The sequence below is a fragment of the Pseudomonas sp. MHK4 genome (assembly GCF_054600775.1).
This window is the reverse complement of record NZ_BAAIAK010000013.1, coordinates 107,211-131,650: the sequence shown is the minus strand read 5'-3', so window position 1 is coordinate 131,650 and position 24,440 is coordinate 107,211. Positions and strand designations below refer to the sequence as shown.

Below are 24,440 nucleotides of genomic sequence, written 5' to 3'. Positions count from 1 at the left end.
TTTGGTTGACGAATTACTTCTTTGTAGTATCGGCGGCGGCGACTTTTTTAGTGTCGGCGGCGGCTTTGGCCGGTGCCGTCTTCTTCGCCGGCGTCGCCGTTTTAGCCGGGGTCTTCTTCGCGGCGGCTTTCTTGGCCGGCGCTTTCTTCGCGACCGGTGCAGCCGCTTTCTTCGCATCGGCAGGTGCTGGAGTCACAGGCGTGGCAACCGGCTTGATGTCCTGGGCCGCGACCATCCGCACTGGCGCCGGGGCCGGCATGTTGTACTTGCTCAGCAACGCGACCATGGTGTTTTGCGGCGTTACCAACAGCTCCACTCGACGGTTCAAGGCACGGCCTTCAACGCTGTCGTTGGCGGCACGCGGGGCTTCACCGCCCATGCCACGCAACATCAGGCGATCACGCTGCAGACCGCTGAGACGGAAGATTGCAGCCACGGCTTGCGCACGCTCCTGACTCAGCTTCACGTTAGCCGGCGCTGCGCCCGAGGTATCACTGTGGCCGAGTACCAGCACAGCAGTCTTCGGATCGGCTTCAAGGATTTTTGCAACGCGAGTGAACGGGCCGAGGGTCACTGGCAGCAACATCGCCGGACGGTCCGGGTTGAACGAGCCTTCCACCGGCGCGGTCACCACCAATACGTTTTCACGGCGTTCGAGTTGCAGGTTGCTGTCCTTGATCGCTGTACGCAGGCGCGGCTCGTAGTCGTCAAGCCAGGCTTGGGTGACTTTCGGATCCGGCATCGGCACGGCTTTGGCCGTGCTCTGTTCTTTACCGCCGAACGGCCACCACCACTTGCCGCCGGCATCGGCCTCAGCCTTGGCCACTTCGACCGGCTTGGCCTCAGGCTTGACCTCTGGTTTTTTATCGAGCACTTCCTCGGAGCCGAACGGCCAGTACCAAGGGCTGGAACTTTCAGTCTTGGCCACCGGAGCGGTTGCGGCGGGTTTCAAGGGCGCCGGGGCTGGGGCTGGAATCGGTTCCTTGGCCGCGACTTTGTCGGAAGACCCGAACGGCCACCAGCTGCCGCCGTCTGCATCATTTTTAGGAGTCTGGGCGCAACCGGTAATAGCGAAGCACAGTGCCAAGGCGAGGGTGGGTTTGGTTGACATTGGATATCCACAAAAATGAAGTAATAAAAATCAGGCCGGGTCGGCCCGCATAAACAGACGCTTGGAAACTGAAAAGGCTGTCGGGTTCCAGCTCCGGACCCCTTGAGCGTGATTTACAGACAAGTGGCCAGTACCCGCACAATCTTTTGTGCGCGCGGATCCATCAAGACGTACGGCCCCAGGGTATTTGTCACAAAACCGAATGCCACATCATGTTCCGGGTCAGCGAATCCAACGGAACCGCCAGCGCCCGGATGACCGAAGGCTCGCGCGCCCAGGCCGAACGTCGCATTGGGCACGTCTGGTTGGTCGAGCATACAGCCCAGGCCGAAGCGGGTTCGGGTCAACAGTGTCTTGTCCTCGCCGAGGCTGTGCTCGCGGGTCAGCTCCTCGAGCAACTCGCCTTCCAGCAGGCTGCCATCGAGCAACCCGGCGTAGAACCCGGCCAGGCTGCGGGCATTGCCATGGCCATTGGCCGCCGGCTGCTGCATGCGTCGCCACTCCGGCTTGTTGGTGCTGGTCAGCACCGAGGGAGGATTGGTGAAGGCACGGGTGGTCATGGCCGTTGGCTCGCGCATCGTTACCTGCAGCAAACGCTGGGCCGCGGCATCGCCGACATTGCCCTTGCCGCGGGCGATGTGCGCCACGCGATGAAACTCTTCATCGGCCAGGCCGACGTGAAAATCCAGGCCCAACGGCTTGGCAACCCGCGCCACGATGGATTCACCGGGGCCACGACCGTCAGCACGGCGCAACAACTCGCCGATCAGCCAGCCATAGGTGATTGCCGCATAACCGTGGCCCTCACCCGGCGTCCACCACGGCGCTTCGGCGGCCAGGGCGTCGACCATGGTCTGCCAATCGTAAAGCGCTTCGGGGGCCAGCAACTCGCGCAACGCCGGCAGACCGGCCTGATGGCAAAGCAGCTGGCGCAGGGTGATCGATTCTTTGCCAGCGGCGGCGAATTCAGGCCAGTAGCGGGCCACCGGGGCGTCCAGTTGCAGCTTGCCTTCGGCCACCAGTTGCAGTGCAGTGACGGCGGTGAAGGTCTTGGTGCAGGAGAACAGGTTGGCGATGGTGTCGCTGTGCCAGGCTTCGGCCCCGTCCTTGTCGGCGGTGCCGGACCACAAGTCGACGACGGTTTCGCCGCCGATCTGGATGCACAACGCAGCGCCACGCTCCTGAGGATCGTCGAACAGCGCCGCGAACGCTTCACGCACTGCCTCGAACTTTAGCTCGTAATGACCCTGAATCTGCACCCGCAACTCCCCGGAAAAACGTTGTGTAAAGTGGGCCGCATTGTTCCAGCCCTTGAGGGTTTTGGGAACAGGGGCGGGCTGGGCGGTCGAATCAATACCCAGGGTCAAGATCAAAAGATCGCAGCCTGCGACAGTTCCTACAGGCGTGCGATCCTGGCTCAATGACCTTCGCCGGAATGCCCACCAGCGCCCTTCACCGGCCCTTTGCCGGCTTCGGCCTTACGCCCGCCCTCGGCGTCGTGACTCGCCTTGTCGCCCTCGGCTGCGGCCTTCTGGGCCGCTTTAGCCAATTGATCGACCGTCGCCAGATTGCTCTTGCGCACGCTGTCGACGAAGCCCTGGAATGGCAGATCGGTAATCCCCACCAGTCCAAAGTGACCATTTTCGCCATCCAGCAGGCGCCCGGTCACGGGTTGGTCGAGGTACTGGAACCAGTGCACGCCGACAATCGAGGGTTCGCCCAGCGCCTGTTTCAGGAAGTTCGCGTAGGCCGGGCCACGGTCTTCTTCCTTCGCCAGTTGCGTCACGCCGCCCCAGAACGGGCCGCGATCGGTCGAGCCGAAGTTGAATTCGGTGATCAGCACCGGTTTGTCCAGGCGGCTCAGCTTGGCGAAGTCGTAACCATCCTGGGGTTGCAAGGTGTACATGTTGAAGCTCAGGACGTCGCAGTACTGCGCACAGGCTTCAACGGCTTGCGGGGTGCTGATGGCAAACCGGCCACCGAGCAATAGCTGGTTCGGCGCATGCCACTGCAGTGAATCGGAAATGGTCTTGAAGTAGGTATCGGCGAAAACCTTCTGGAAGTATTTGAAGTCGGCCTCGATTTCCGGGTGTTCGGCGCTTGGCAGCGGCGGCACGAAGCCCGGGTCTTCCATCAATTCCCAGGCTGGCAGATCGATACCCCAGGCTTTCGACAAACCCGCCTGGTTGCGGTATTTGTCGCGCAACTGTTTGAGGAAAGCGCGCTTGGCTGGCACGTCGGTGGTCATTTTCAGGGTGCCGTAAGCCAGCGCATAACGGGCTTTCAGGTCATCGCCGGGACCGGCCCAAGCCAGTTCGTTGTCGGCGAAGTATCCGATCAGCCAGGGATCGTCGCGATGGTCGCGGGCTGCGATGGCCACCGCGCGCTCGGTCGCCATGGCGAAACGCGGGTCGAACGGGTCAGGCATGCCGCCCCACCAGTCGTTGCCGGTGCTGATGCTGGCGTAATCGCCGACAATCGACAGTGGCAAGGTGTACGGCATGCGCTGTGCGTCGCCCAGTGCCGGTGCGCTCCAGTTACCGAGGGTGTTGAACCCCCAGGCTTGCAGTCGCTCCAGGGTGTGGCCGGTCCAGCGCTGCTCATCAAAGGTTGTTTTGCACGGCTCGGCAGGTGTTGGCTCAGCCGCTTTCGCCACCGTCGCATCGACGGCGCCGGCCTTGGCGGCTTCGGCGACACCGGATTCGGCCGTCGATGGCGCAACGGCAGGTTCGGCAGCTTTCTCGGCCGTTGCCTCTACCGCGTCGGCCTTGGCCGCTTCAGCAACGCCGGCCTTGGTATTGCTGCCCAGTGCACAAGGGTCACCGTACAGGCGCTGCAAATTGGCGCCATAGAAGTCGTACCACTTTCCTGAATTAAAGCCCCGACCCTGATCGACACCGTTACCGCCGCGGTTGTCGCCTTCACCGAAGTGATTGGCCAGCGGTTCGTCAGTCTTGGGCAGGGATTCGAACATCCACTCCCGACCGGCGACATACGTCTGGTTGACATCCGCCGTAACGGTGTTGACCCCCAGCGAGTAGAACGGATGCCCTTGCGGCGTCACCAGGTACCAGCGACCGTCGCGCTTCTCGGTGCGGAAAAAGCCGCTGGCCTTGAATGTCGGCCCGTTGGTCCAGCCGCCGAATTTGTCCAGGGAGGACTTTTCGCGCTCAACCAGCCAGGTTTTCAGCTGCTGTTGTTCCTTGGCGGCCGCGCTTTTCAGTTGTTCGTCGCTGCTGACCTTTTCCGGCCATTTGGCCCGGGTCGATTGGCCAAAAGCATCCACCAGACCGCCATAGACCGCTTGGGTCACACCTTCGCCGTCCTGCACGCCAAAGCGCTCCAGCAGGATGCTCTGGGCGACTTTCGGCTGATCCATGGACAAGCTGACCGATACCACCTGGCCGCGGTCCAGCTCACCGGCACTGCTGGCCAGCAAAACGCGCTGACCGTCGACCGTCATCGGCATCGGCGGGCCGGCCTTGAGGCCCTGGCTCAGCGGCGAAGTCGGCTGCAATGGCACCAACAGGGTCTGCGCCGGGCCGGCTGGAAGATCGACGCGACTGACCAACGTCTTGCCGTCGTTGCTCTGGATGGTCACGTACAGGGTCACGGCCCAGTTCATGGCGCTCTGCAGCCGCAGACTCATGACGCCCGACTGCGACCAGTCCCAGGCACCGGTTTGCGGCGACAGGCGCAGGGTTGGCCGGGCGACCGGATTGAACGTCACCCGGCGCAGCACTTCGCCTTCGGGCGTCTGTTCGGCGTTGGACTGCGGCAGGCTGGCGTCCTGGGTAGCCACCTGGACCACGTCGGCGGGGCGCACAAAATTGAACAGCGTCTGCTGCCCGGTGGGCGCCGCCAGCAAGGGTGTGGCGAACATCAGGGCAAGAGCGGCAGGTAGCGAACAGCGAATCATGAGAACGGAATTCTCCCTAGCGACCCAGGTGGGCCAATGGAAAAGCGATGACAGAGAGATAGACAACGCGGCGGGCAAAACTGCCCACCGGTTTATCAGGAAATTTCACGGCGGAAGGGAGGCAACGCATTGAGGATCGCCTTGCCATAGCGCTGGGTGACCAGGCGCCGATCGAGCAAGGTGATGGTGCCGCGGTCCTCTTCGGTGCGCAGCAGGCGCCCGCAGGCCTGGACCAGTTTCAGCGAGGCGTCCGGCACGGAAATCTCCATGAACGGATTGCCGCCACGGGCCTCGATCCATTCGGCCAGCGCCGCTTCAACCGGGTCATCAGGTACCGAGAACGGAATCTTGGCGATCACCACGTGCTCGCAGTACGCGCCGGGCAAGTCGACCCCTTCGGCAAAACTCGCCAGGCCGAACAGCACGCTGGAATCACCGCCATCGACCCGCGCCTTGTGCTTGTTCAGGGTTTCCTGTTTCGACAGGTTGCCTTGAATGAACACTTGCTTGCGCCAGTCGCGATCCAGGCCGTCGAACACGTCCTGCATCTGCTTGCGCGAGGAAAACAGCACCAGCGTGCCCCTTGAGCCTTCGACCAGGTCCGGCAGATCGCGGATGATCGCGGCGGTATGGGCCGCCGCATCCCGCGGGTCGGCGTTCAGGTTCGGCACCCGCAATACGCCCGCATCGGCGTGATGGAACGGGCTTGGCACCACGGCGGTCACGGCCTTTTTCGGCAGGCCGGCGCGCATGCGGAAGCGATCGAAGGTGCCCAAGGCAGTCAAGGTGGCCGACGTCACCAGCGCGCCATAGGCCACGTTCCACAGGTTGCGCCGGAGCATTTCCGCCGCCAGGATCGGGCTTGCGTTGACTTCGATATCGAACAGCGAGCCGCTTTCCGCGAGGGTCAGCCAGCGCGCCATGGGCGGGTTGTCTTCCGGGTCTTCAGCGGTGAACGCGACCCACAACTCCCAGTTGCCGGATGAGCGCGACAACAGGCTGCCGAACAGCGGGTACCACTCCTCGGCCTGGTTGCTGGCGATGCCGATATTGACCTCGCCGTCCATGCCTTCCTTGAGTAGTTCAGTGAGACGGGTAAACAGGTCGGTCAGGCGCGCGTAGCCTTTCTTCAACTCAATGCCCATTTCGCGCATGTGCTCGGGAATCACCCCGCCGACGAAACGGTGGCGCGGGCGTTCGCGGCCTTCGACATCTTCGCCGGGCTTGAAATCGGCGATCTGCTCGCAGGCGGTGAACATGAACTGTTGCTGGGTCTTGATCTCCCGCGCCAGCTCCGGCACCTGCTCGATCAGCTTGCCCAGGTCGCCCGGCAAAGGATGCTGGGCCAGCAGCTTGGTAAGGTTCTTGGCGGTGGTTTCCAGCCAGTCGGCGGTGGAGCGCAGGCGCGTGTAGTGGGCGAAGTGGCCGATGGCCTTGTCCGGCAAGTGATGGCCTTCGTCGAACACGTAGATGGTGTCGCGCGGATCGGGCAGCACGGCACCGCCGCCCAGTGCCAGGTCGGCCAGGACCATGTCATGGTTGGTGACGATCACATCGACCTTGCCCATGCCTTCGCGGGCCTTGTAGAAGGCGCACTGGCCGAAGTTCGGGCAATGACGGTTGGTGCACTGGCTGTGATCGGTGGTCAGGCGCGCCCAGTCGGCGTCCTCCAGCGCTGTGGACCAGCTGTCGCGGTCACCGTCCCACTTATTGCCGGCGAGTTTCTCGATCATGCTGGTGAACAGCTTCTGGCTGGCCTCATCGACCTCGATCTTGAAGCCTTCTTCTTCGAACAACTGGGCAGTGGCGGTTTGCGCGTGACCTTCCTGCAGCAACATGTCGAGCTTGGACAGGCACATGTAGCGCCCACGGCCCTTGGCCAGCGCAAAACTGAAATTCAGCCCGCTGTTGCGCATCAGGTCGGGCAAGTCCTTGTAGACGATCTGCTCTTGCAAGGCGACGGTGGCCGTAGCGATCACCAGGCGCTTGCCGGCGGCCTTGGCCGTGGGGATGGCCGCCAGGCTGTAGGCCACGGTCTTGCCGGTACCGGTGCCGGCTTCCACCGCGACAATCGCGGGGTCGCCACTGCGCCGGCCTTCGTCGTCGGTGTCGATGTCACCGAGGACCTTGGCGATTTCGGCGATCATCAGGCGTTGGCCGTAGCGTGGCTTGAGGCTCTTGGCTTCGAGAAAACGCGAATAGGCGCCCTGGATCGTGGTTTTGAGTTCAGTGCTGATCATGGATTGTCGGGCGCAAAAAACGCTGGATAAATTTTCAGTGGTTCGGTTCGGCCGCTATCATACCCCGCTAACGAATCCCGCGCAGAACGGAGTAACCCGATGACACCTTTTAGCCTCATTTATAGCCTGCATGTACTGGCAGCCCTGGTCTGGGTCGGCGGCATGTTTTTCGCCTGGATGGTCTTGCGCCCCGCGGCATTGAAGGCACTGGAGGGCCCTGCCCGGCTGAAGCTGTGGGTGGAAGTGTTTCAAGGTTTTTTCCGCTGGGTATGGGTTGCGGTGGTGCTGTTACCGATCAGCGGCGTCGGCATGATTCATCTGCAATACACAGGTTTTGAAAGCGCACCGCGTTATGTGCAGGTGATGATGGGGTTGTATGTGGTAATGACCGCGCTGTTCATCCGGATCCAGGCGTTGATGTTGCCCGAATTGCGCACGGCGGTGACGGCCCAGGATTGGCCGGCGGGGGCTGCAGTGCTGGGAAGGATTCGTCGGTTGGTGGGGATCAATTTGATTGTAGGTTTGGTGTTGGTGGCGATTGCAGCGATTCGGCCAGTGTTGTGAGGTGATCGCTCCCACGCGCAGCGGTGGGAACGATCACTCTGCGGGGGTTTACAAACGCTGCACGGTCACCGACCCCGCAGCGCCCTCCACCCCTGGTTGCCCATCAACGCCAGGCTTGCCGCTCTTGCCGCCGTCGGCCTTGTAGACCAGGCAGCCCTTGGCTTTACCGCCCGCCCCTGGCTTGCCGCCAGGCCCGGCCACGCCACCGGCACCGCCGGCCACTTGAACCTTGATCTTGTCTGCCGGGTAATCGTGCGGCACTGCCAGCCTGACCGCCGCGCCAGGCGCACCTGCCTGGCCATCACTGCCGTCGCTGCCATCGGCACCGCGACCCGCCTGGCCCCAGGCGCAACCCGGGGCCTGGCCGTTGGCCCCGTCGAGGCCGACAAACCCCGGCGCACCCGCGCCACCACGAGCATCCACCAGCAGTTGCGGCGCCTTCAGGGCTTTGATCTGCAAGTTCAGATTGCGCCCGGAACGGGCTGCCTTCTGGTAAGTCCCCGGTGCACCGCGCGCGGTGATCTGGCTGCCCTCGGACAGCTCGGCACGATTGACCTTGAGCTCCAGTGCCTGTTCGCCGGGGACGATGGTAATTCGTGCGTCGCGGCCCAGGTGCAGTTCGCCGACGGTGACTTCGGTCACGTTCGAGGGAATCAGCAAGGTGCCGTAATCGGCCACTTCCAGGCGTTCCAGTTGCAAGGTGCTGGCGGTGTTGGGCAGGCGCATCAACGAGTTGGTTTCGACGCTCACCACTTGGGCGCAAGCCAATGGACTGATGAGTGCGGCGAGCAGACAGAGTTTACGCATGGGAAGCCTTAGATACGGTGGGAGCCGGGATGGTTTGCAGGTGGAAAACGCCGAAAAAGAGGATCTTCAGGCGATCGAGCCAGGGGTGGGCGCGGCCCCTTAGCGTACGGAAGCAGAACACCGCCTCCAACAGATGAAGACCCGCCAGCAGGCAGCCGACCAGGTCGACCAGCAGGTGCAGCGGATAGACGAACGGCGTGAGCTGATTAACCAGCACCACCAGCCAGAACACCAGGGTCAACAGCTTCCCCAGCCCCCATATCACCTTCATACGCGCTCCCGATGAGAATTATTATTTGCTCGCACAGTAACGGCTTCCGTGCAGGATAAGCCAGAGGGCAAATGGAAATTCTCCAGGAAGATGGCAAATGGCCGACGGAACGACGTAAATCATCGCCCGACGGCTCTAATGCGCGGCTCAGCGATTGACGTGCAACTCCACGCGGCGGTTTTTCGCGCGCCCTTCTTCGGTCTCATTATCGGCAACAGGCTCACTTTCACCCTTGCCTTCGCTGGTGACCTTGTTCGGTGCAACGCCCTGGCCCAGCAGATATCCTGCGACACTGCTCGCACGTTTCTGCGACAGGTCCAGGTTGTACTCATCCGATCCGACGCTGTCGGTATGACCGACCACCTTGATACTCGCGACGCTGGCATCCTGCAGTTTGCCCATGATCGAATCGAGTTTGCTTTGCATGGAGGGGGTCAAGTCAGCGCTATTGAAGGCAAACAGCACCTCGTCGGCATCGCTCAAGGTGATGACTTCGGCTTGCACAGGTTCGGGTTTCGCGCTGGCCGGGTATTGCGGCAGCGGGCAACCATGGTGTTCCACAGGGGTATTGGCGGGCGTGTCGGGGCAGCGATCGCGACGGTCGAATACACCATCGTCGTCTTCGTCGCCGTCCTGGGCATAACAGATCAAACCACCGGTCAAGACACCAAGCGCCGCTCCACCGGCCGCCCAACCGCTACTTTCGAGAGCGCCCAGACCTCCGCCGACGAGTCCGCCAATGAGGCTGCAGATCGGCCAGGTACGTTGATTGAGGGGGGCAGTGCCATCGCTGTGAGTAGCGCAACCGGTCAACAGGCTGCCAAGCAGCAGAACCGGCAAGACGGTCCGTGTGAGATTGCTCATTTTTGAAAGCTCCTGTGTCACCGGCCGATGCCGGTTACACAGGAGTAAAGACCCGCATCCACGACTGCACAAGCCGTGGATACCAGGGGTTTAGCGGTTGATTTTGATTTCCGTGCGACGGTTCATCGCGCGGCCGTCAGCAGTTTTGTTGTCTGCAACCGGCTGGCTTTCACCGGCCCCGGTGACCGACACGAAGCTGCTGCGTGGCACACCGCTTTCGATCAGATATTCCACCACCGAATGGGCGCGTTTATCCGACAGTTTCTGGTTGTAGGCATCACTGCCCACGCTGTCGGTGTGACCGGTCACGGTCAGTCGGGCACTGGCAGCTTCCTGTTTCAGGCGAGTGGCAATGGTGTTGAGCTTGTCTTTATCGGCGGCGGTCAGCTTGGCCGAGTCGAACTGGAAGTTGACATCGCGAATGACGATGGTTTCTTCCTTGACCACCACGGCTTCTTCAACCACTGGAGCAGGTGCTGGTGGTGGGCAGCCGTCGGCATCGACCCGCACGCCTTTTGGCGTGCCCGGGCACTTGTCGCGGCTGTCGAGCACACCATCACCATCTTCGTCACCATCACCGTGAACCCAGCAATAGGCTGCCGCCGTAGCACCGACTACCAACGCGCCATAACCGGCCCATGATGAACTCTCGGTAGCACCGAGACCCGCACCTACGACACCACCGACCGCCGCACAGGTCGGCCAGTCGGTTTTCTGCAAACCTGCGCAACCAGTCAACACACTGGTTAGCAGAACCAGGGGTAATGCTGTCCGAACTATGCTCATCTAGTTTTCTCCTGAAGGATCGGCTTGGAACCGATTCAGGGAGTAAAGACCGGACTTTTAATCTCCGCCAGCAATAGGCCATAGCAGTTTTGTCTCGTGTTCACGGGGGATCGTGACTTTTGCCGCAAACGCGCTCTAGGATCGAACTGGCGGGCAGGCTAGTCTTGGCAAATCTGATTGAGGATCTTCGATGATTGCAGCTATTTCTTCGCGCACGCCACAGCAGGCGCTGGCCGCTTTGCTCGACCGATACACCCCCGCGCGCCTGTTGTTGATTGGCGCCAGCGAGTTCCCCGCGCTTGAGGCTTTCAAGCTGGCGCATCCGGACAGCAGCGTGGCGCACGCAGCGCCCGGGCCGTTGCCCGCAGACTTGGCGGCGCTGCGCTTTGACCTGGCGCTGGTGGTCGACTGCCTCGAACATCTGCCCAAGCGTGATGGCCTGAACCTGCTCGGCGGCATTCGCAACCTCAACGCCAGCCGCATCGCGGTGCTGGCCGACTTGCCGGCGAGCGGCTGGCAGGAAACGGATTTTTTCTCCCTGGCGCTGCAAGCCAGCGAACGCTTCCAGCGTGACGAGCAGGTGCTGACCCTATTCACCTATGATCTGCTTGACTACAAACAGGTGCCCGACTGGCTCAACTCGCGGTTCTGGGCCAATCCGGAAAATTTCGGGAAATATTGGTGGTAACGCAATGAGTACATCCATTTGCCCTTGCGGCAGCGGCACCCTGCTCGACGCCTGCTGCGGCCATTACCATGCCGGACATCCGGCACCCTGCGCCGAAGCCCTGATGCGCTCGCGCTATAGCGCCTACGTGCTGGGCCTGATCGATTACCTGGTGGCAACCACCCTGCCCGCCCAGCAGGCCGGACTCGACCGTCAATCGATCACTGACTGGAGCGCCCAGAGCACCTGGCTGGGCCTTGAAGTGGAAAGCTCCGAAGTGCTCGGCGGCCAGCCGGAGCATGCCTTCGTCACGTTCACCGCACGCTGGCACGACGGCAGCGGCGAACACAGCCACCGCGAACGCTCGTCGTTCGTACAGAATGCCGGGCGCTGGTACTTCATCGACCCTACCGTGCAACTGGACATCGGGCGCAACGACACCTGCCCTTGCGCCAGCGGGCATAAGTTCAAGAAGTGCTGTTCGGGGTATTTCGGTAGCTGACCCCGATCTGTAGGAGCCGGCTTGCTGGCGATGCATACGACGCGGTGTGCCCATCATACCGCCTTCGCTGGCAAGCCAGCTCCTACAGGGGTCAGGGAGAAACGACCATGATCACCCAGAGACTCGAACGCATCCTGCTCATGCTGGCTCTTTGCCTGTGGCTCGGCGGCTGCGCATCCTGGTTCAGCAGCGATGAGCCGGACCCCGAGGTGCATCTGGTCAGGGTCGAAGTGGTGCGAGCCAAGCTGATGGAGCAACGGTTTGTCCTGCATTTTCGCATCGACAACCGCAACGACAGCGAGCTCACCGTACGTGGCCTGGAGTATCGCATCCACTTGGGCGAGATCCTGCTGGCCGAAGGCGAGCATGAGCACTGGGTCACCGTAAACCCCAAGAGCAGCCGTTTCTACAAGGTCCCGATCCGCACAAACCTGTGGCCCAAGGTCAAGGACCTGGTCAAACAGCTGAAAAACCCCAAGCAGGCCGTTCCCTATCGTCTGGAAGGTGAGATGGAAACCGGTTTATTCATCGCCCACTACGTGCACCTGGCGCGTAATGGCGTGATAATCCCCGCCGATCTAATTCCGGAGTAACCCCGATGACCCAGCAACCCCATGTCCATGGCCCAGACTGCAACCACGATCATGACCACCACCAGCATGATCACGACCATGGCCATGTCCACGGCCCGAACTGCGGCCACGCCCACCAGGAACCGGTGCGCAACGCCTTGAAAGACGTTGGCCGCAACGATCCTTGCCCATGCGGCAACGGCAAGAAGTTCAAGAAGTGCCACGGCGCTTGATTGACTGAAGCCATCTCTCTGTAGACACCGGCATCATTGCCTGTACCGCTCCCATGTTGCATGGGAGCGGTCATCAGCACCCGATCAATGACCGAACACGCCCACCTTCTTGGCTTTCTTTTCCGAGCGCTTTTCGATCGCCGATTTCAGCGGTTTTTTCTTCGCTGCTTTCTTTGAATCCATACCTTTGGACATGATGCGTACTCCACTGACTGGGATGTGAGATCAGGTATACACCTATCGCCGCCGGCGTGTTCTTTTATAATCGCAAGCTTTGCGCACCGACAGTTCCAGACCATGCCCGATATCCAGTACACCCGGCTCGACGAGCCGTTATGGCCGTTGATGAACAAGTTTTATCGCGCCCACCAATCGTCGATGAAGGCGGTCCGCGATGCACAATTGTGGGTGGCGCGGCGCGACGGGATCATCGGTGCGCTGTGTTTGCGGCCGGTGGCCGGCGGGTATTGGCTGACCGGGCTGTTTGTCGACCCGGCCTGTCGCGGGCAGGGTGTCGCCGCTGCCTTGATCGGTGCGGCAGTCATCCAGGTTGAAAGCCCGGTATGGCTGTTCTGTCATCCGCACTTGCGGGATTTTTATCAGCGTCGTGGCTTCGTCTTCGATCCGCCGATGCCTTACGCCATGGTCGAGCGCCTGAGTCGCTACGCGCGCAGCAAGCCGATGATTGCCATGGGCCTGGAGCGCTAGAGATCAGTCGTCCGCGTTGGGATCGAGATCCGGGAACATCACCTCGGTAAACCCGAACTTGCTGAAATCGCTGATGCGCGACGGGTACAACCGACCGATCAGGTGATCGCACTCATGCTGCACCACCCGCGCATGAAAGCCCGAAGCGATGCGCACGATAGGCTCGCCCTTGGGATCGAAGCCTTCGTAGCGGATGTGTTGATAGCGATCCACCGCGCCGCGCAGCCCAGGCACCGACAGGCAACCTTCGAAGCCTTCTTCCAGGATCGGGCTCAGCGGCGTGATCAGCGGATTGATCAGGATGGTCTGCGGCACCGCTTCGGCGTCCGGGTAACGTTCGCTGTGCTCGAAGCCGAAGATCACCAGTTGCAGGTCGACGCCGATCTGGGGCGCGGCCAGGCCAACTCCGCCGACGCTTTCCATGGTCTGGAACATGTCGTCGATCAGTTGCCACAATTCGGGGCTGTCGAACATCTCGGCTTGTACCGGCGGGGCAATGCGCAACAGGCGCTCATCGCCCATCTTCAGAATTTCACGAATCATGGTCAGGTTTCGTCTATGGTCGGTTTCGGTTGTGAATGATCGCGGCCCAGTCCGGACACGTGCTGTTTTTCCTCATGCACTGGGCCATGCTCGCCGGGGACCTTTTCACCAGGGTCCTTGCCCTCTCGCGACATGTGCTCGATCACCGCATTCATCTCCGCGCCCAGCAGCAACACCGCGGCGGAAATATAGAAATACAGCAATAGCACAATGATCGCGCCGATACTGCCATACATGGCGTTGTAGTTGGCGAACTCCTTGACGTACAGACCGAAACCCAGCGACGCGATGATCCACACCACCACCGCAAGGACGGAGCCGGGTGTGATGAAGCGAAACTCTTGCTTGACGTCAGGCATGACGTAATAGATCAGCGCCACGGCGACCATCAGCAGGATCACGATCACCGGCCAGCGTGCGACGGTCCAGAGGGTGACGATGAAGTACTCGAGACCGACTTGCGCGGCGATCCAGCTCATCACTTGCGGGCCGAGCACCATCAGCGCGGCAGCGATCAACAGCATGCCGGCGATGCCGACGGTGTAGATGATCGACAGTGGAAAACGTTTCCACGCCGGACGGCCTTCTACCACATCGTAGGCGGCGTTCATTGCGCTCATCATCAGCCGCACACCGGCCGAAGCGGTCCACAGGGCAATCACGATACCCACCGACAACAGGCCACCCTTGGATTGCTGAAGCTGATCGATCACCGGGTTGACCTGCTCCAGCGCCTGGGGCGGCAACACCAGTTCCGATTGCAGGCGCAGCCAGGAAAAGAAGTCCGGCAGGTGCAGGAAACCAATCAGGGCGATCAGGAACAGAATGAAAGGGAACAGCGAGAACAGCATCTGATAAGCCAGCGCCGAGGCATAGGTCGACATCTCGTCGTCGACGAACTCAGTGACCGTGCGCATCATCACACGGTGCATGGGCAGACCTTTCATGTCCGGAAAAATCATTAGCGTCTCCATTCGCCGCAATCAGGATAAGGTTGAAGTCGTGGCGACTCAGGGGCTGTTTTCTACATCAAAAGTAGATTATCTGGCGACTTTGAAACAATTTCCCTGCTCAAGTTCAGGCTGACACAAAAACGGCCATCCGTAGATGGCCGTCGCTGTCGCCGATCAAAGGCCGAATCAGGCCTTGTCGACGCCTTTTTTGACAGCGTCCTTGGCTTTGCCCACAGCTTGCTGAGCTTCGCCTTTCTTTTCCTGCACCACGCCTTCGGCGCGCATTTTGTCGTTACCGGTTGCTTTACCGACACCTTGCTTGACGTTGCCGGCTGCTTCGTTGGCCATACCTTTGACTTTATCGCCTGTGCTGCTCATGGTGTTTCTCCTGAACATATTGATGAATAAAGTGGTTACAGAAGGTTGACCGGAGGCGTTTGCACGGAGTTTCATTTATTTTCACCGCGACATTTTATCGATCCGCGCAGGTTGGGCTTTATGTTTACCGGCCAACCCTCGAGAATGTGTAACGTATTCAGGCCCTGGCGCTGAAGATCCAATTTTGTAGGAATGTTATGAAACTCGATAAAAAGCAGGCCATTGCCCGCAGAAACCTGGAACTCGGCGGTGCTGTGCTTGGTGTCAACAACTGCCACTTCACCGAACTGAACCGCAACCGCAACATCTGGTGGTTTGATATCCCGGTGTCACGCCTGGCCGTGGGTCAGTACGAGTGGATTCACCTGCTGATGCACAGCCCGGACACCGACCAACTGCTGCACCTCAAAGTACCGACCGTGTTTCTGCGCGAGAAGCTCGAAGGCCTGGTGGTGCGCAACGAAGGCAAGCGCAAGGCGGCGTTGAGCCTGGAACTGAGCGCTGACAAGGACTCGTTCCTGCAGGACATGCGCCCGGCGGGCACCAACGTCAATTTCGCGCCGTTCCGTCAATAAAAATCAAAAGATCGCAGCCTGCGGCAGCTCCTACATTGAAATACGTACCCCTGTAGGAACTGCCGCAGGCTGCGATCTTTTGATCTTAAAAAAAGCCCCGCATCTGCGGGGCTTTTTGTTTTACGCGGCGTTCTTCGCCTTGATCTTCTTCAACTCTTCATCGCGCAATTCACGACGCAGGATCTTGCCGACATTGGTGGTCGGCAGCGCATCGCGGAATTCCACGGAGCGTGGGACCTTGTAGCCGGTGACGTTGGCGCGCATGTGCTCCATCACCTGTTCCTTGGTCAGGGTCACGCCCGGTTTGGCGACGATGAAAATCTTGATCGCCTCTCCCGACTTCTCGTCCGGCACGCCGATGGCTGCGCATTGCAGCACACCCGGCAGGGTCGCCAGTACGTCTTCCAGCTCGTTCGGGTACACGTTGAAACCGGAGACCAGGATCATGTCTTTCTTGCGATCGACGATGCGCATGTAGCCGTCCGCCTGGATCAGCGCGATGTCACCGGTCTTCAACCAGCCTTCGCTGTCGAGGATTTCATCGGTGGCTTCCTGACGTTGCCAGTAACCCTTCATGACTTGCGGGCCTTTGACACAGAGCTCGCCGATTTCGCCCATTGGCTGTTCGACACCAGAATCGTCGACGATTTTGCACAGGGTCGACGGCACCGGGATGCCGATGGTGCCGATCTGGATGTTCTGGATCGGGTTGACCGTGGCCACCGGGCTGGTTTCGGTCATGCCGTAACCTTCGCAGATGGCGCAACCGGTAACCGCTTTCCAGCGCTCCGCCGCTGCCAGTTGCAGGGCCATGCCGCCGGACAGGGTGACTTTCAACGCCGAGAAATCCAGTTTGCGGAAGCCTTCGTTGTTGCACAGGGCCACGAACAGGGTGTTGAGGCCGACGAAACCGCTGAACTTCCACTTCGACAGTTCCTTGACCATCGCCGGCAGGTCGCGCGGGTTGCTGATCAGGATGTTGTGGTTGCCGATCAGCATCATCGCCATGCAATGAAAGGTGAACGCATAGATGTGGTACAGCGGCAGCGGCGTGATCAGGATCTCGCAACCTTCATTGAGGTTGGACCCCATCAGTGCCTTGCACTGCAGCATGTTCGCCACCAGGTTGCGGTGGGTCAGCATCGCGCCCTTGGCCACGCCGGTGGTGCCGCCGGTGTATTGCAGCACCGCGACATCGCTGCTGGCAGGGTTGGCTTCGGTCACGGGTTGGCCATGGCCCTTGCTCAACACGTCGTTGAACTTCACCGCTTTTGGCAAGTGATAGGCCGGCACCATCTTCTTCACGTACTTGATCACGCTGTTGATCAGCAGACGCTTGAGCGGTGGCAACAGGTCCGCCACTTCCGTGACGATGACGTGCTTGACCCCGGTTTTCGGCACCACGGTTTGCGCCAGGTGCGCCATGTTGGCCAGGCAAACCAGGGCCTTGGCACCGGAGTCGTTGAACTGGTGCTCCATTTCCCGCGCGGTGTACAGCGGGTTGGTGTTGACCACGATCAACCCGGCGCGGATGGCACCGAAGACGGCAACCGGGTACTGCAATACGTTCGGCAGTTGCACGGCGATTCGATCGCCCGGCTGCAAATCGGTATGCTGTTGCAGGTACGCGGCAAAGGCACCGGACAATTCGTACAGTTCACCGTAGGTAATGGTCCTGCCCAGGTTGCTGAATGCCGGTTTGTTGGCGAAGCGTTGGCAGGATTGCTTCAACACTGCCTGAATATTCGGGTACTCGTCTGGATTGATGTCGGCAGCAATTCCAGCTGGGTACTTATCCTTCCAAAAGTCTTCGATCATGGAAGCCCACTCCTCAGCAACGCGAATTCAGCACCGCATTTAATGCGATTATTATTGGTGTTTGATTATTGGTGAATCTGGGCTTTCATACAGGCCGAGAAGCACAAAACGCGCCGAGAGTAGCAGCTTTGCCAAGGGTCGCCTAGAGCCAAAAGCGGCCTCTACAGTCACAATCGTGACTCAAGAATGACAAGCGGTCATTTTAGAGCAAAAAACCTATATCACCTTGAAACCCCCGAAAACCGGGACCTGTAGGAGCGAGCTTGCTCGCGAAAAACCCAAGGCCGGCACCGGGCATCTGGTTTATCGCGTCATCGTTCACGACCTTCGCGAGCAAGCTCGCTCCTACAGGATCCGCGCGAAGCGCGGCCATTCACCGATCAGGCGATATCCCGCAACTCCCGCCGCAGGATCTTGCCCACCGGCGTCATCGGCAACGACTCACGCAAGACGATGTGCTTGGGTACTTTGTACGCCGTGAAGTTTTCCTTGCAGTAGGCCTTCAGCTCTTCAAGGCTGACCCCCGTCTCACGGGCCACCACGAACAACTTCACCGCCTCGCCCGAACGCTCGTCCGGCACACCGATCACCGCGCAGTTGGCGACTTTCGGGTGAGCCATGACTACGTCTTCGATTTCGTTCGGGTACACGTTGAAGCCCGAGACGATGATCATGTCTTTCTTGCGATCGACGATGCGCACGAAGCCGTCCGGGTCGATCACCGCGATGTCGCCGGATTTGAACCAGCCCTCGGTATCCAGCACTTCGTTGGTCGCCTCGGGTTTCTGCCAGTAGCCCTTCATGATCTGCGGGCCCTTGATGCACAGCTCGCCGCGTTCGCCCAATGGCTGCTCGACGCCTTCGTCGTTGATCACCTTCAGCGTGGTGCCCGGCACCGGCAGGCCAACCGTGCCAATGCGTGACTGGTCGCCATAGGGGTTGGTGCAGGCCACCGGCGAGGTTTCGGTCAGGCCGTAGCCTTCGGTGATGCGGCAACCGGTCAGTTGCTCCCAGCGCTCGGCCGTGGCCTTGACCAGGGCGGTGCCGCCGGAGTTGGTGAGCTTGAGGCTGGAGAAGTCCAGGGTCTTGAAGTCCGGGTGATCCATCAGCGCGACGAACAACGTGTTGAGCCCCAGCAATGCCGAGAACCGCCAGTTTTTCAGCTCCTTGATGAAAGCGCCGATGTCCCGGGGATTGGTGATCAGCACGTTGTGATTGCCGGTCACCATCATGCACATGCAATTGGCCGTGAACGCATAGATGTGGTACAGCGGCAGCGGCGCGATCATCACTTCCTGGCCTTCGCGCAGCAGCGGCCGGCCGTCGGCCGCGAACTGGCCGAGACAGGCCCGGGCCTGCTGCATGTTCGCCACCAGGTTGCCGTGGGTCAGCATCGCGCCCTTGGCCAGGCCGGTGGTGCCACCGGTGTATTGCAGCACGGCGATGTCATTGAGGCCTGCCTTCAACGCCTTGATGCCCAGGCCTCGGCCCATGCGCAAGGCACTCTTGAAGGAAATCGCCTGGGGCAAGGAATAGGCCGGGACCATTTTCTTCACCTTGCTCACCAGCGTGTTGACCAGCCAGCCCTTGGCGGCCGGCATCAGGTCGCCCATCTTCGCTTCGATCAGGTACTGGATGTCAGTGTCGGGCAGCACTTGCTGGACCTTCTGCCCGAACATGTTCAGGTACACCAGTGCCCGGGCACCGGAATCCTTGAACTGGTGACGCATCTCCCGCGCGGTGTACAGCGGGTTGGTGTTGACCACGATCAGCCCGGCGCGCAAGGCGCCGAACACGGCGATGGGGTATTGCAGGACGTTGGGCATCTGCACCGCGATGCGATCCCCCGGCACCAGGTCGGTATGGGCTTGCAGATAGCCGGCGAACGCTGCGCTGTAGCGTTCCAGTTCAGCGTAGGTCAGGGTCACGCCCATGTTGGTGAAGGCCGGGCGATCAGCGAACTTCTTGCAGGAACGTTCGAACACCTCGATGACCGACTTGTATTCAGCGACATCAATGTCCAGGGGGACGCCGGCCGGGCGTTTGTCATTCCAGAAATCAGGTTGCATTGTTCTTGTCCTCTTTACCTGAACCGATCCGGGCCGCTGATCTGTCATTTCAATAACAGAACGCGGAGCTTCACGGACACTAGCAGCTATGGCGAATCAGGCAAATATGGGCAAAGGCGTCATAGACCGTGTGAATCTTCCCGCCGTGGCGTGGGCTGATGCCAGCGCCGTTATGCGCTATACAATGCAACCACCTCGCGCCCATGCATGGAAAGGAATCGCCATGATCCACGACACGTTCTGGCTGACCACCAGTGACCGCAGCCGCCTTTACGTCAACCAGTGGCTGCCTTCTGGCAGCCCCAGGGCCGTGATCCTGCTGGCCCACGGCATGGCAGAACACAGCGGTCGCTATGCGCGCCTGGCGGAAAAAATCTGCGATCAGGGCTACGGCGTCTACGCGCCGGACCTGCGCGGACATGGCAAAACTGCCGAAAACGGGACGCTCGGCCATTTCGCCGACAGCGACGGTTGGACCAAGGTGGTGGGCGACCTGGCGTGCCTCAACCAGCACATAGGCCAGCAGCACCCCGGGGTGCCCATCGTGTTGCTGGGACACAGCATGGGCAGCTACATCGCCCAGGCCTACCTGTTGCACCATAGCGCCAGCCTGCACGGGGCCATTCTCAGCGGTTCGAACTTCCAGCCCGTGGCCCTGTATCGCGCGGCACGCCAGATCGCCCGTGTCGAATGCCTGCGCCAGGGCCCCAAGGGCCGCAGCGCCCTGATCGAATGGCTGTCGTTCGGCTCGTTCAACAAGAGATTCAAGCCGGCGCGCACCCGCTTCGACTGGCTCAGCCGTGATCCGGCGGAGGTCGACCTGTACGCCAACGATCCGCTGTGCGGCTTTCGCTGCACCAACCAACTGTGGATCGATTTACTCGGCGGCTTGCAGCAAATCAGCAAAGCGTCCAATCTCGCCCAGATCGATCCGGGCCTGCCGTTGCTGGTGATTGGCGGCGAATGTGATCCGGTGAGTGAGGGCAAGCGTCTGAAAGATCTGGCCAACGCGCTGCGCGAGGCTGGCAGCCAGAGCCTGCAACTGACCGTTTACCCGCAGGCACGGCACGAACTGTTCAACGACATCAATCGCGATGAAGTGACGAGCGACGTGTTGGCCTGGATCAGCCAGACGTTGAGCAATCCGCGACCACACCGAACCGAATAGTTTTTTGTGAATTTTTTAATTCGTCACAGGAATCCAGACACATGACCCAAGTTACCAACACCCCTTACGAAGCCCTCGAAATCGGCCAGACCGCCAGCTTCAGCAAAACCGTCGAAGAGCGTGACATCCAGCTGTTCGCCGCAATGTCCGGCGACCACAACCCGGTGCACCTGGACGCCGAATACGCCGCGACCACCATGTTCAAGGAGCGTATCGCCCACGGCATGTTCAGCGGTGCGCTGATCAGTGCCGCGGTCGCCTGCGAGCTGCCTGGGCCGGGCACCATCTACATTGGTCAGCAGATGAGCTTCCAGAAGCCGGTAAAAATTGGCGACACCCTGACGGTACGCCTGGAAATCCTCGAGAAACTGCCAAAGTTTCGTGTGCGCATCGCTACTCGCGTGTTCAACCAGCGCGACGAACTCGTGGTGGATGGCGAGGCGGAGATCCTCGCGCCGCGTAAGCAACAGTCGGTGACGCTGACCGAATTGCCGGCGATCAGTATCGGTTGATTACGTTAAAAGATCGCAGCCTCGTTTCACTCGACAGCTCCTACAAGGCTGCGATCTTTTGCTTTTAAGGTTCCTGCACCTGCACACTCGCCGTCATTCCCGCACTCAGGTTGAGTCCTTCAGGCAACTTGTCCAGTTTGATCCGCACCGGAATCCGTTGCGCCAGCCGAACCCAGTTGAACGTCGGCTCGACCTCCGCCAGCAACTGCCCATCCGGGGTGGTATTGCGGTCGGTAATCCCCCGGCTGATGCTTTCCACCGTCCCCTGCAAGGCATCCCCGGCGCTCATCAACCAGACTTTCACCGGGTCGCCGACGCGAATCCGCGGTAATTTGGTTTCTTCGAAATACGCCTGCACATAGAAGGTCGAGTCGTCGATCAAGGCCATGACTGACTGCCCGGCGTTCACATAATTGCCCTGGGCCAGGCGCAGGTTGGTGATGTGCCCGTTGCGCGGGGCGTGGATCTGGCTGCGGTCCAGATTGATTTGCGCGGCCTTGGCTTCCGCCTGGGCTTCGCGTAACTCGCCCCGGGCGATGCCGGCGTTGATCTGCGCGTTTTCCCGCAGCTCGGCACTGATCGCCTGCGGCCCGAGACTGGCACGCCGGCTGGCTTCGCGCTCACGTAGATTGAGTTGCTGCTGGCGGGTCTGCACCACCGCCTGGGCCTTCTCAAGCGCAGCCTCGAAACGATCGCGGTCGATGCTCAGCAACAGGTCGCCGGCCTTGACCTCCTGGTTGTCGTAGGCCTTGAGTTCGCGCACCCAACCCGACACATCCGGGGAAATCACCACCACATCGGCACGGATGCGTGCGTCGCGGGTCCAGGGGGTCAGCATGTAGTACTGCCACAAATGGACGCCGGCAAAAATCGCCACGGCCACCAGGCACAGGGTTATTGCGACACGTACGGGGGTACGCATGTTCAACTCCTTATAAAGGTCCGAGGACGACAGTGATCACGGTCAATACGCAGACGTACAAGGCGCAATCGAATAACGCTTCATGCCAGATCCAGCGACTCACCGATGTCAGGCGCAACAACAGGCGCAAGGCGCCGGTGACCAGCAGTGCCAGCACCAGGTAAATCAGGAACGGGCTGAGCAGCACGCCGCCCACCGACCACTCACGCAAGCCCATGAATGTCCTCCTGCTGGCGGCACCAGGCGCGCCAGCTGTTTTGCAATTGCAGCACCGCGCCCTGGGCCAGCTTCACCGCATCGCTGGGGGGCAAGGCGTACAGGGTTTGCAGCAATGCATCGCTCGGTTCGGCCAATGCCTCGGCGCGGCTGCCGGCAGGGCCTTGGCGCAGGACATTTTCCAGATTGTCGAGGTAACGCCGTTGCGGCGCCGTGACCGGTACCTGCGCCACCGCCAGGCTCAAGCGCAAGTGCAGCAGTTCGTCGCCGATGTCCAGGCCGAGCAAGCCGTCGTCCCAGCGACTGCGCGCCGGCTCGGGCAGTTCCGGATAGTGCCGCGCCAGTTGCAGCAGACGGTCGGCCATGCGCCCGCCGAACCAGCTTTCAGCGCCGGCCAGATTGCGCCGGGTCAGGCGCACCAGGTCGTCAAGGGTGGCCGCCAGCAGGCGTCGGCCATGCCAGGTCGGGTTGCGCAGGATCAGCAAGTGGAACGCCAGCACGGCCGCACCCACGCCGATTACCATGGCCTGGGCGCTGTTGAAGAAGGTCGCGACACCGAACTGCATCTGGTTCAACGGTGCCACGAGCACAATGAAATGCAGGCAGAACGAAGTGGCCGTGGCGCCGATCTGCGGTTTGGCCATGCCCAGCGCACCAAAAAACAGCGGCACGCCCATGCCCAGGCAGAGCATGGCGAAACTGCTCCATTGCGGCAGCAAGATCTGCCCGACGACAAATGCCGCGGGGATGGCCAGGAAAATACCGCGCATGAAACTCATGCCGATCTGCGCACCGTTCTCACGGCTGGCAAACAGGCTGCAGACCACACAGGTCAACACCAGCGCACCGGCTGCGGCGGGCCAGGCGGTTGCCAGCCAAAAGCACGACACCACCAGGAAGGCCAGGGCGCTGCGGGCACCGAAGACCAGGGCCAGCGAAAGGTCGCGGTGCGGTGTCAGGGTTCTCGGCGGAACCACTGCGTCACGGCCCTCTTCCACCGCTTTCAACGCCGCGTTGGCCGCCATGGCGGTATCCATCAACAAGGTGAAACGGACCAGGCAATAACTCTGCGCAGAACTGATGCGCGGATCATGGGAAGCATCGAGCAAACGCGGGCGCAAGGCTTGCAGGGTCGCGGCATCGGCACTGCCCAGCACCTCCTGCACTTCGTTCATCCAGGGCAATAACTGCTCGGACTCCTGCGGTTCCAACTGCTTCCACTGCCGACGCACCGAACGGGCAATCCGCAACAGCATCAACAGCTTCTGGCTCAAGCCGCTGATGGCCCGCGCGCGCTGCCGACCCCGGCTGCCTTCGAACCAGGCATGTTCACGCTGGGCGTCCACCGCGACGATTCTGCCGAGGATTTCCAGCAGGCCCTTGCGCGCCTGACCGTCGCCGGCCAGGGTCGCCCGCGCGGCATTGATCCCGCTTTGCCAGGCGGCCCGGGCCTGATCGGCCAATTGTCGTTCGACCCGTAGCGGCCAGAGCAAGGCGCTGCTGGCGGTGGCGCAGATAATCCCCAGGCAGATTTCCGTGCAACGCGCCACGGCCTGATCGAACACCGTCAGCGGATGGTTGATGGCCGGCAAGGCAATGATCGCCACCGTGTAACCGGCCAGCACGAATGAATAGGACCAGGCGCTGCGCAACAGCGTTGAACTTGCGGTACACAGCCCGAGCCACAACGCCAGGGCCAGCAGGAACAGCCAGGGTGTCTGGGCGAAGACGCCCATGAACACCACCGACATGACGGTTCCGACCAAAGTCCCCAACAGCCGCGCCAGGCCTTTTTGCAGCACCATCCCGGACAACGGCTGGGCCACGATGAAGGCCGTCATCAACGCCCAGGCCGGTTGCTCCAGGCCCCAGCGCAACGCGAGCCACAGCGCCACTCCCCCGCCGATCAGGGTCTTGATCGCGAATTGCACGGCGCGGCGGTCAGGCGCGAACAAAGCCTGCAGGGTGATAGGCACGAAATGGACTCTTGAAAGGACGGTTTAACGATAGTCGGCTTCGGCCGGGCAACTTGAAAAACAAAT

Annotated in this window: 25 protein-coding genes; 9 read left to right on the top strand and 16 right to left on the bottom strand. The window is 60.9% G+C overall.

The genetic code is table 11. The features are described from left to right. Positions 1-13: 13 nt before the first annotated feature. The 4 genes from ACYP2Q_RS26255 to dinG form a co-directional block, all read right to left on the bottom strand. Complete coding sequence (locus ACYP2Q_RS26255) at positions 14-1,111, bottom strand: OmpA family protein (protein ID WP_459733136.1); 1,098 nt, start codon at positions 1,109-1,111, stop codon at positions 14-16. Positions 1,112-1,224: 113 nt separating this feature from the next. Further along, positions 1,225-2,370 carry a serine hydrolase domain-containing protein gene (locus tag ACYP2Q_RS26250; RefSeq protein WP_459733159.1) on the bottom strand — a complete coding sequence of 382 codons (1,146 nt, stop codon included), beginning with the start codon at positions 2,368-2,370 and terminating at the stop codon, positions 1,225-1,227. 158 nt (positions 2,371-2,528) lie between these two features. Continuing rightward, positions 2,529-5,030: a beta-agarase gene (locus tag ACYP2Q_RS26245; protein ID WP_459733135.1), complete on the bottom strand. Its 2,502-nt coding sequence runs from the start codon at positions 5,028-5,030 to the stop codon at positions 2,529-2,531. 95 nt (positions 5,031-5,125) lie between these two features. Beyond that, positions 5,126-7,270, bottom strand: coding sequence for an ATP-dependent DNA helicase DinG (gene dinG, locus ACYP2Q_RS26240; protein ID WP_459733134.1), 2,145 nt, complete (start codon positions 7,268-7,270; stop codon positions 5,126-5,128). Between the two features lie 99 nt (positions 7,271-7,369). Here dinG and ACYP2Q_RS26235 point away from each other — a divergent pair, with 99 nt between their 5' ends. After that, positions 7,370-7,834, top strand: a complete 465-nt coding sequence (locus ACYP2Q_RS26235; protein WP_459733133.1) for a CopD family protein — start codon at positions 7,370-7,372, stop codon at positions 7,832-7,834. 48 nt (positions 7,835-7,882) lie between these two features. Here ACYP2Q_RS26235 and ACYP2Q_RS26230 read toward each other — a convergent pair whose 3' ends face one another. The 4 genes from ACYP2Q_RS26230 to ACYP2Q_RS26215 form a co-directional block, all read right to left on the bottom strand. Continuing rightward, positions 7,883-8,641, bottom strand: coding sequence for a collagen-like triple helix repeat-containing protein (locus ACYP2Q_RS26230; RefSeq protein ID WP_459733132.1), 759 nt, complete (start codon positions 8,639-8,641; stop codon positions 7,883-7,885). Then, positions 8,634-8,912 carry a DUF1145 domain-containing protein gene (locus ACYP2Q_RS26225; protein WP_459733131.1) on the bottom strand — a complete coding sequence of 93 codons (279 nt, stop codon included), beginning with the start codon at positions 8,910-8,912 and terminating at the stop codon, positions 8,634-8,636. The genes ACYP2Q_RS26230 and ACYP2Q_RS26225 overlap by 8 nt, the downstream gene beginning before the upstream one ends. Before the next feature lie 147 nt (positions 8,913-9,059). Next, complete coding sequence (locus tag ACYP2Q_RS26220) at positions 9,060-9,776, bottom strand: OmpA family protein (protein WP_459733130.1); 717 nt, start codon at positions 9,774-9,776, stop codon at positions 9,060-9,062. A 90-nt stretch (positions 9,777-9,866) separates the two neighbouring features. After that, positions 9,867-10,562 carry an OmpA family protein gene (locus tag ACYP2Q_RS26215; RefSeq protein WP_459733129.1) on the bottom strand — a complete coding sequence of 232 codons (696 nt, stop codon included), beginning with the start codon at positions 10,560-10,562 and terminating at the stop codon, positions 9,867-9,869. 190 nt (positions 10,563-10,752) lie between these two features. On the opposite strand from ACYP2Q_RS26215, the gene ACYP2Q_RS26210 reads away from it, so the two are divergent. The 5 genes from ACYP2Q_RS26210 to ACYP2Q_RS26190 all read left to right on the top strand — a co-directional run bounded on the left by ACYP2Q_RS26210 (position 10,753) and on the right by ACYP2Q_RS26190 (position 13,244). Next, positions 10,753-11,250 carry a DUF6231 family protein gene (locus tag ACYP2Q_RS26210; protein WP_459733128.1) on the top strand — a complete coding sequence of 166 codons (498 nt, stop codon included), beginning with the start codon at positions 10,753-10,755 and terminating at the stop codon, positions 11,248-11,250. Positions 11,251-11,254: 4 nt separating this feature from the next. Further along, positions 11,255-11,731, top strand: a complete 477-nt coding sequence (locus ACYP2Q_RS26205) for a YchJ family protein (RefSeq protein ID WP_459733127.1) — start codon at positions 11,255-11,257, stop codon at positions 11,729-11,731. 107 nt (positions 11,732-11,838) lie between these two features. After that, complete coding sequence (locus tag ACYP2Q_RS26200) at positions 11,839-12,324, top strand: LEA/WHy family protein (RefSeq protein WP_459733126.1); 486 nt, start codon at positions 11,839-11,841, stop codon at positions 12,322-12,324. A gap of 5 nt (positions 12,325-12,329) precedes the next feature. Next, a complete protein-coding gene (locus ACYP2Q_RS26195) occupies positions 12,330-12,536 on the top strand; it encodes an SEC-C metal-binding domain-containing protein (protein ID WP_008056806.1) in 207 nt (68 codons plus the stop codon). Between the two features lie 297 nt (positions 12,537-12,833). Beyond that, on the top strand, positions 12,834-13,244 hold the full coding sequence (locus ACYP2Q_RS26190) for a GNAT family N-acetyltransferase (protein ID WP_459733125.1): 411 nt from the start codon (positions 12,834-12,836) through the stop codon (positions 13,242-13,244). 3 nt (positions 13,245-13,247) lie between these two features. Here ACYP2Q_RS26190 and def read toward each other — a convergent pair whose 3' ends face one another. From def to ACYP2Q_RS26175, 3 genes are all read right to left on the bottom strand, one after another. After that, a complete protein-coding gene (def, locus tag ACYP2Q_RS26185; protein ID WP_459733124.1) occupies positions 13,248-13,787 on the bottom strand; it encodes a peptide deformylase in 540 nt (179 codons plus the stop codon). Between the two features lie 2 nt (positions 13,788-13,789). Further along, positions 13,790-14,749 (bottom strand): YihY/virulence factor BrkB family protein, encoded by a 960-nt coding sequence (locus tag ACYP2Q_RS26180; protein WP_459733123.1) that lies wholly within the window; start codon positions 14,747-14,749, stop codon positions 13,790-13,792. A gap of 177 nt (positions 14,750-14,926) precedes the next feature. Next, positions 14,927-15,118: a CsbD family protein gene (locus tag ACYP2Q_RS26175; protein WP_020798093.1), complete on the bottom strand. Its 192-nt coding sequence runs from the start codon at positions 15,116-15,118 to the stop codon at positions 14,927-14,929. A 197-nt stretch (positions 15,119-15,315) separates the two neighbouring features. On the opposite strand from ACYP2Q_RS26175, the gene ACYP2Q_RS26170 reads away from it, so the two are divergent. Beyond that, on the top strand, positions 15,316-15,693 hold the full coding sequence (locus ACYP2Q_RS26170) for a hypothetical protein (RefSeq protein ID WP_459733122.1): 378 nt from the start codon (positions 15,316-15,318) through the stop codon (positions 15,691-15,693). Between the two features lie 120 nt (positions 15,694-15,813). On the opposite strand, the gene fadD1 is transcribed toward ACYP2Q_RS26170, so the two are convergent. Next, positions 15,814-17,511: a long-chain-fatty-acid--CoA ligase FadD1 gene (fadD1, locus tag ACYP2Q_RS26165; RefSeq protein ID WP_459733121.1), complete on the bottom strand. Its 1,698-nt coding sequence runs from the start codon at positions 17,509-17,511 to the stop codon at positions 15,814-15,816. Between the two features lie 380 nt (positions 17,512-17,891). After that, the gene (gene fadD2 / locus ACYP2Q_RS26160; RefSeq protein ID WP_459733120.1) at positions 17,892-19,580 is read right to left on the bottom strand and encodes a long-chain-fatty-acid--CoA ligase FadD2; all 1,689 of its coding nucleotides are present in this window, start codon (positions 19,578-19,580) and stop codon (positions 17,892-17,894) included. Between the two features lie 223 nt (positions 19,581-19,803). On the opposite strand from fadD2, the gene ACYP2Q_RS26155 reads away from it, so the two are divergent. Beyond that, positions 19,804-20,748, top strand: a complete 945-nt coding sequence (locus tag ACYP2Q_RS26155; protein WP_459733119.1) for an alpha/beta hydrolase — start codon at positions 19,804-19,806, stop codon at positions 20,746-20,748. Positions 20,749-20,789: 41 nt separating this feature from the next. Then, complete coding sequence (locus ACYP2Q_RS26150; protein WP_274073393.1) at positions 20,790-21,260, top strand: MaoC family dehydratase; 471 nt, start codon at positions 20,790-20,792, stop codon at positions 21,258-21,260. A gap of 64 nt (positions 21,261-21,324) precedes the next feature. On the opposite strand, the gene ACYP2Q_RS26145 is transcribed toward ACYP2Q_RS26150, so the two are convergent. Genes ACYP2Q_RS26145 through ACYP2Q_RS26135 form a run of 3 tightly spaced genes read right to left on the bottom strand, consistent with a single transcriptional unit; the run spans position 21,325 to position 24,374 of the window. Continuing rightward, a complete protein-coding gene (locus tag ACYP2Q_RS26145) occupies positions 21,325-22,182 on the bottom strand; it encodes an efflux RND transporter periplasmic adaptor subunit (RefSeq protein ID WP_459733118.1) in 858 nt (285 codons plus the stop codon). Between the two features lie 10 nt (positions 22,183-22,192). Continuing rightward, a complete protein-coding gene (locus ACYP2Q_RS26140) occupies positions 22,193-22,399 on the bottom strand; it encodes a DUF1656 domain-containing protein (RefSeq protein ID WP_459733117.1) in 207 nt (68 codons plus the stop codon). Continuing rightward, on the bottom strand, positions 22,386-24,374 hold the full coding sequence (locus ACYP2Q_RS26135) for an FUSC family protein (RefSeq protein ID WP_459733116.1): 1,989 nt from the start codon (positions 24,372-24,374) through the stop codon (positions 22,386-22,388). Before ACYP2Q_RS26135 ends, ACYP2Q_RS26140 begins: the two co-directional genes overlap by 14 nt. Positions 24,375-24,440 lie beyond the last annotated feature (66 nt).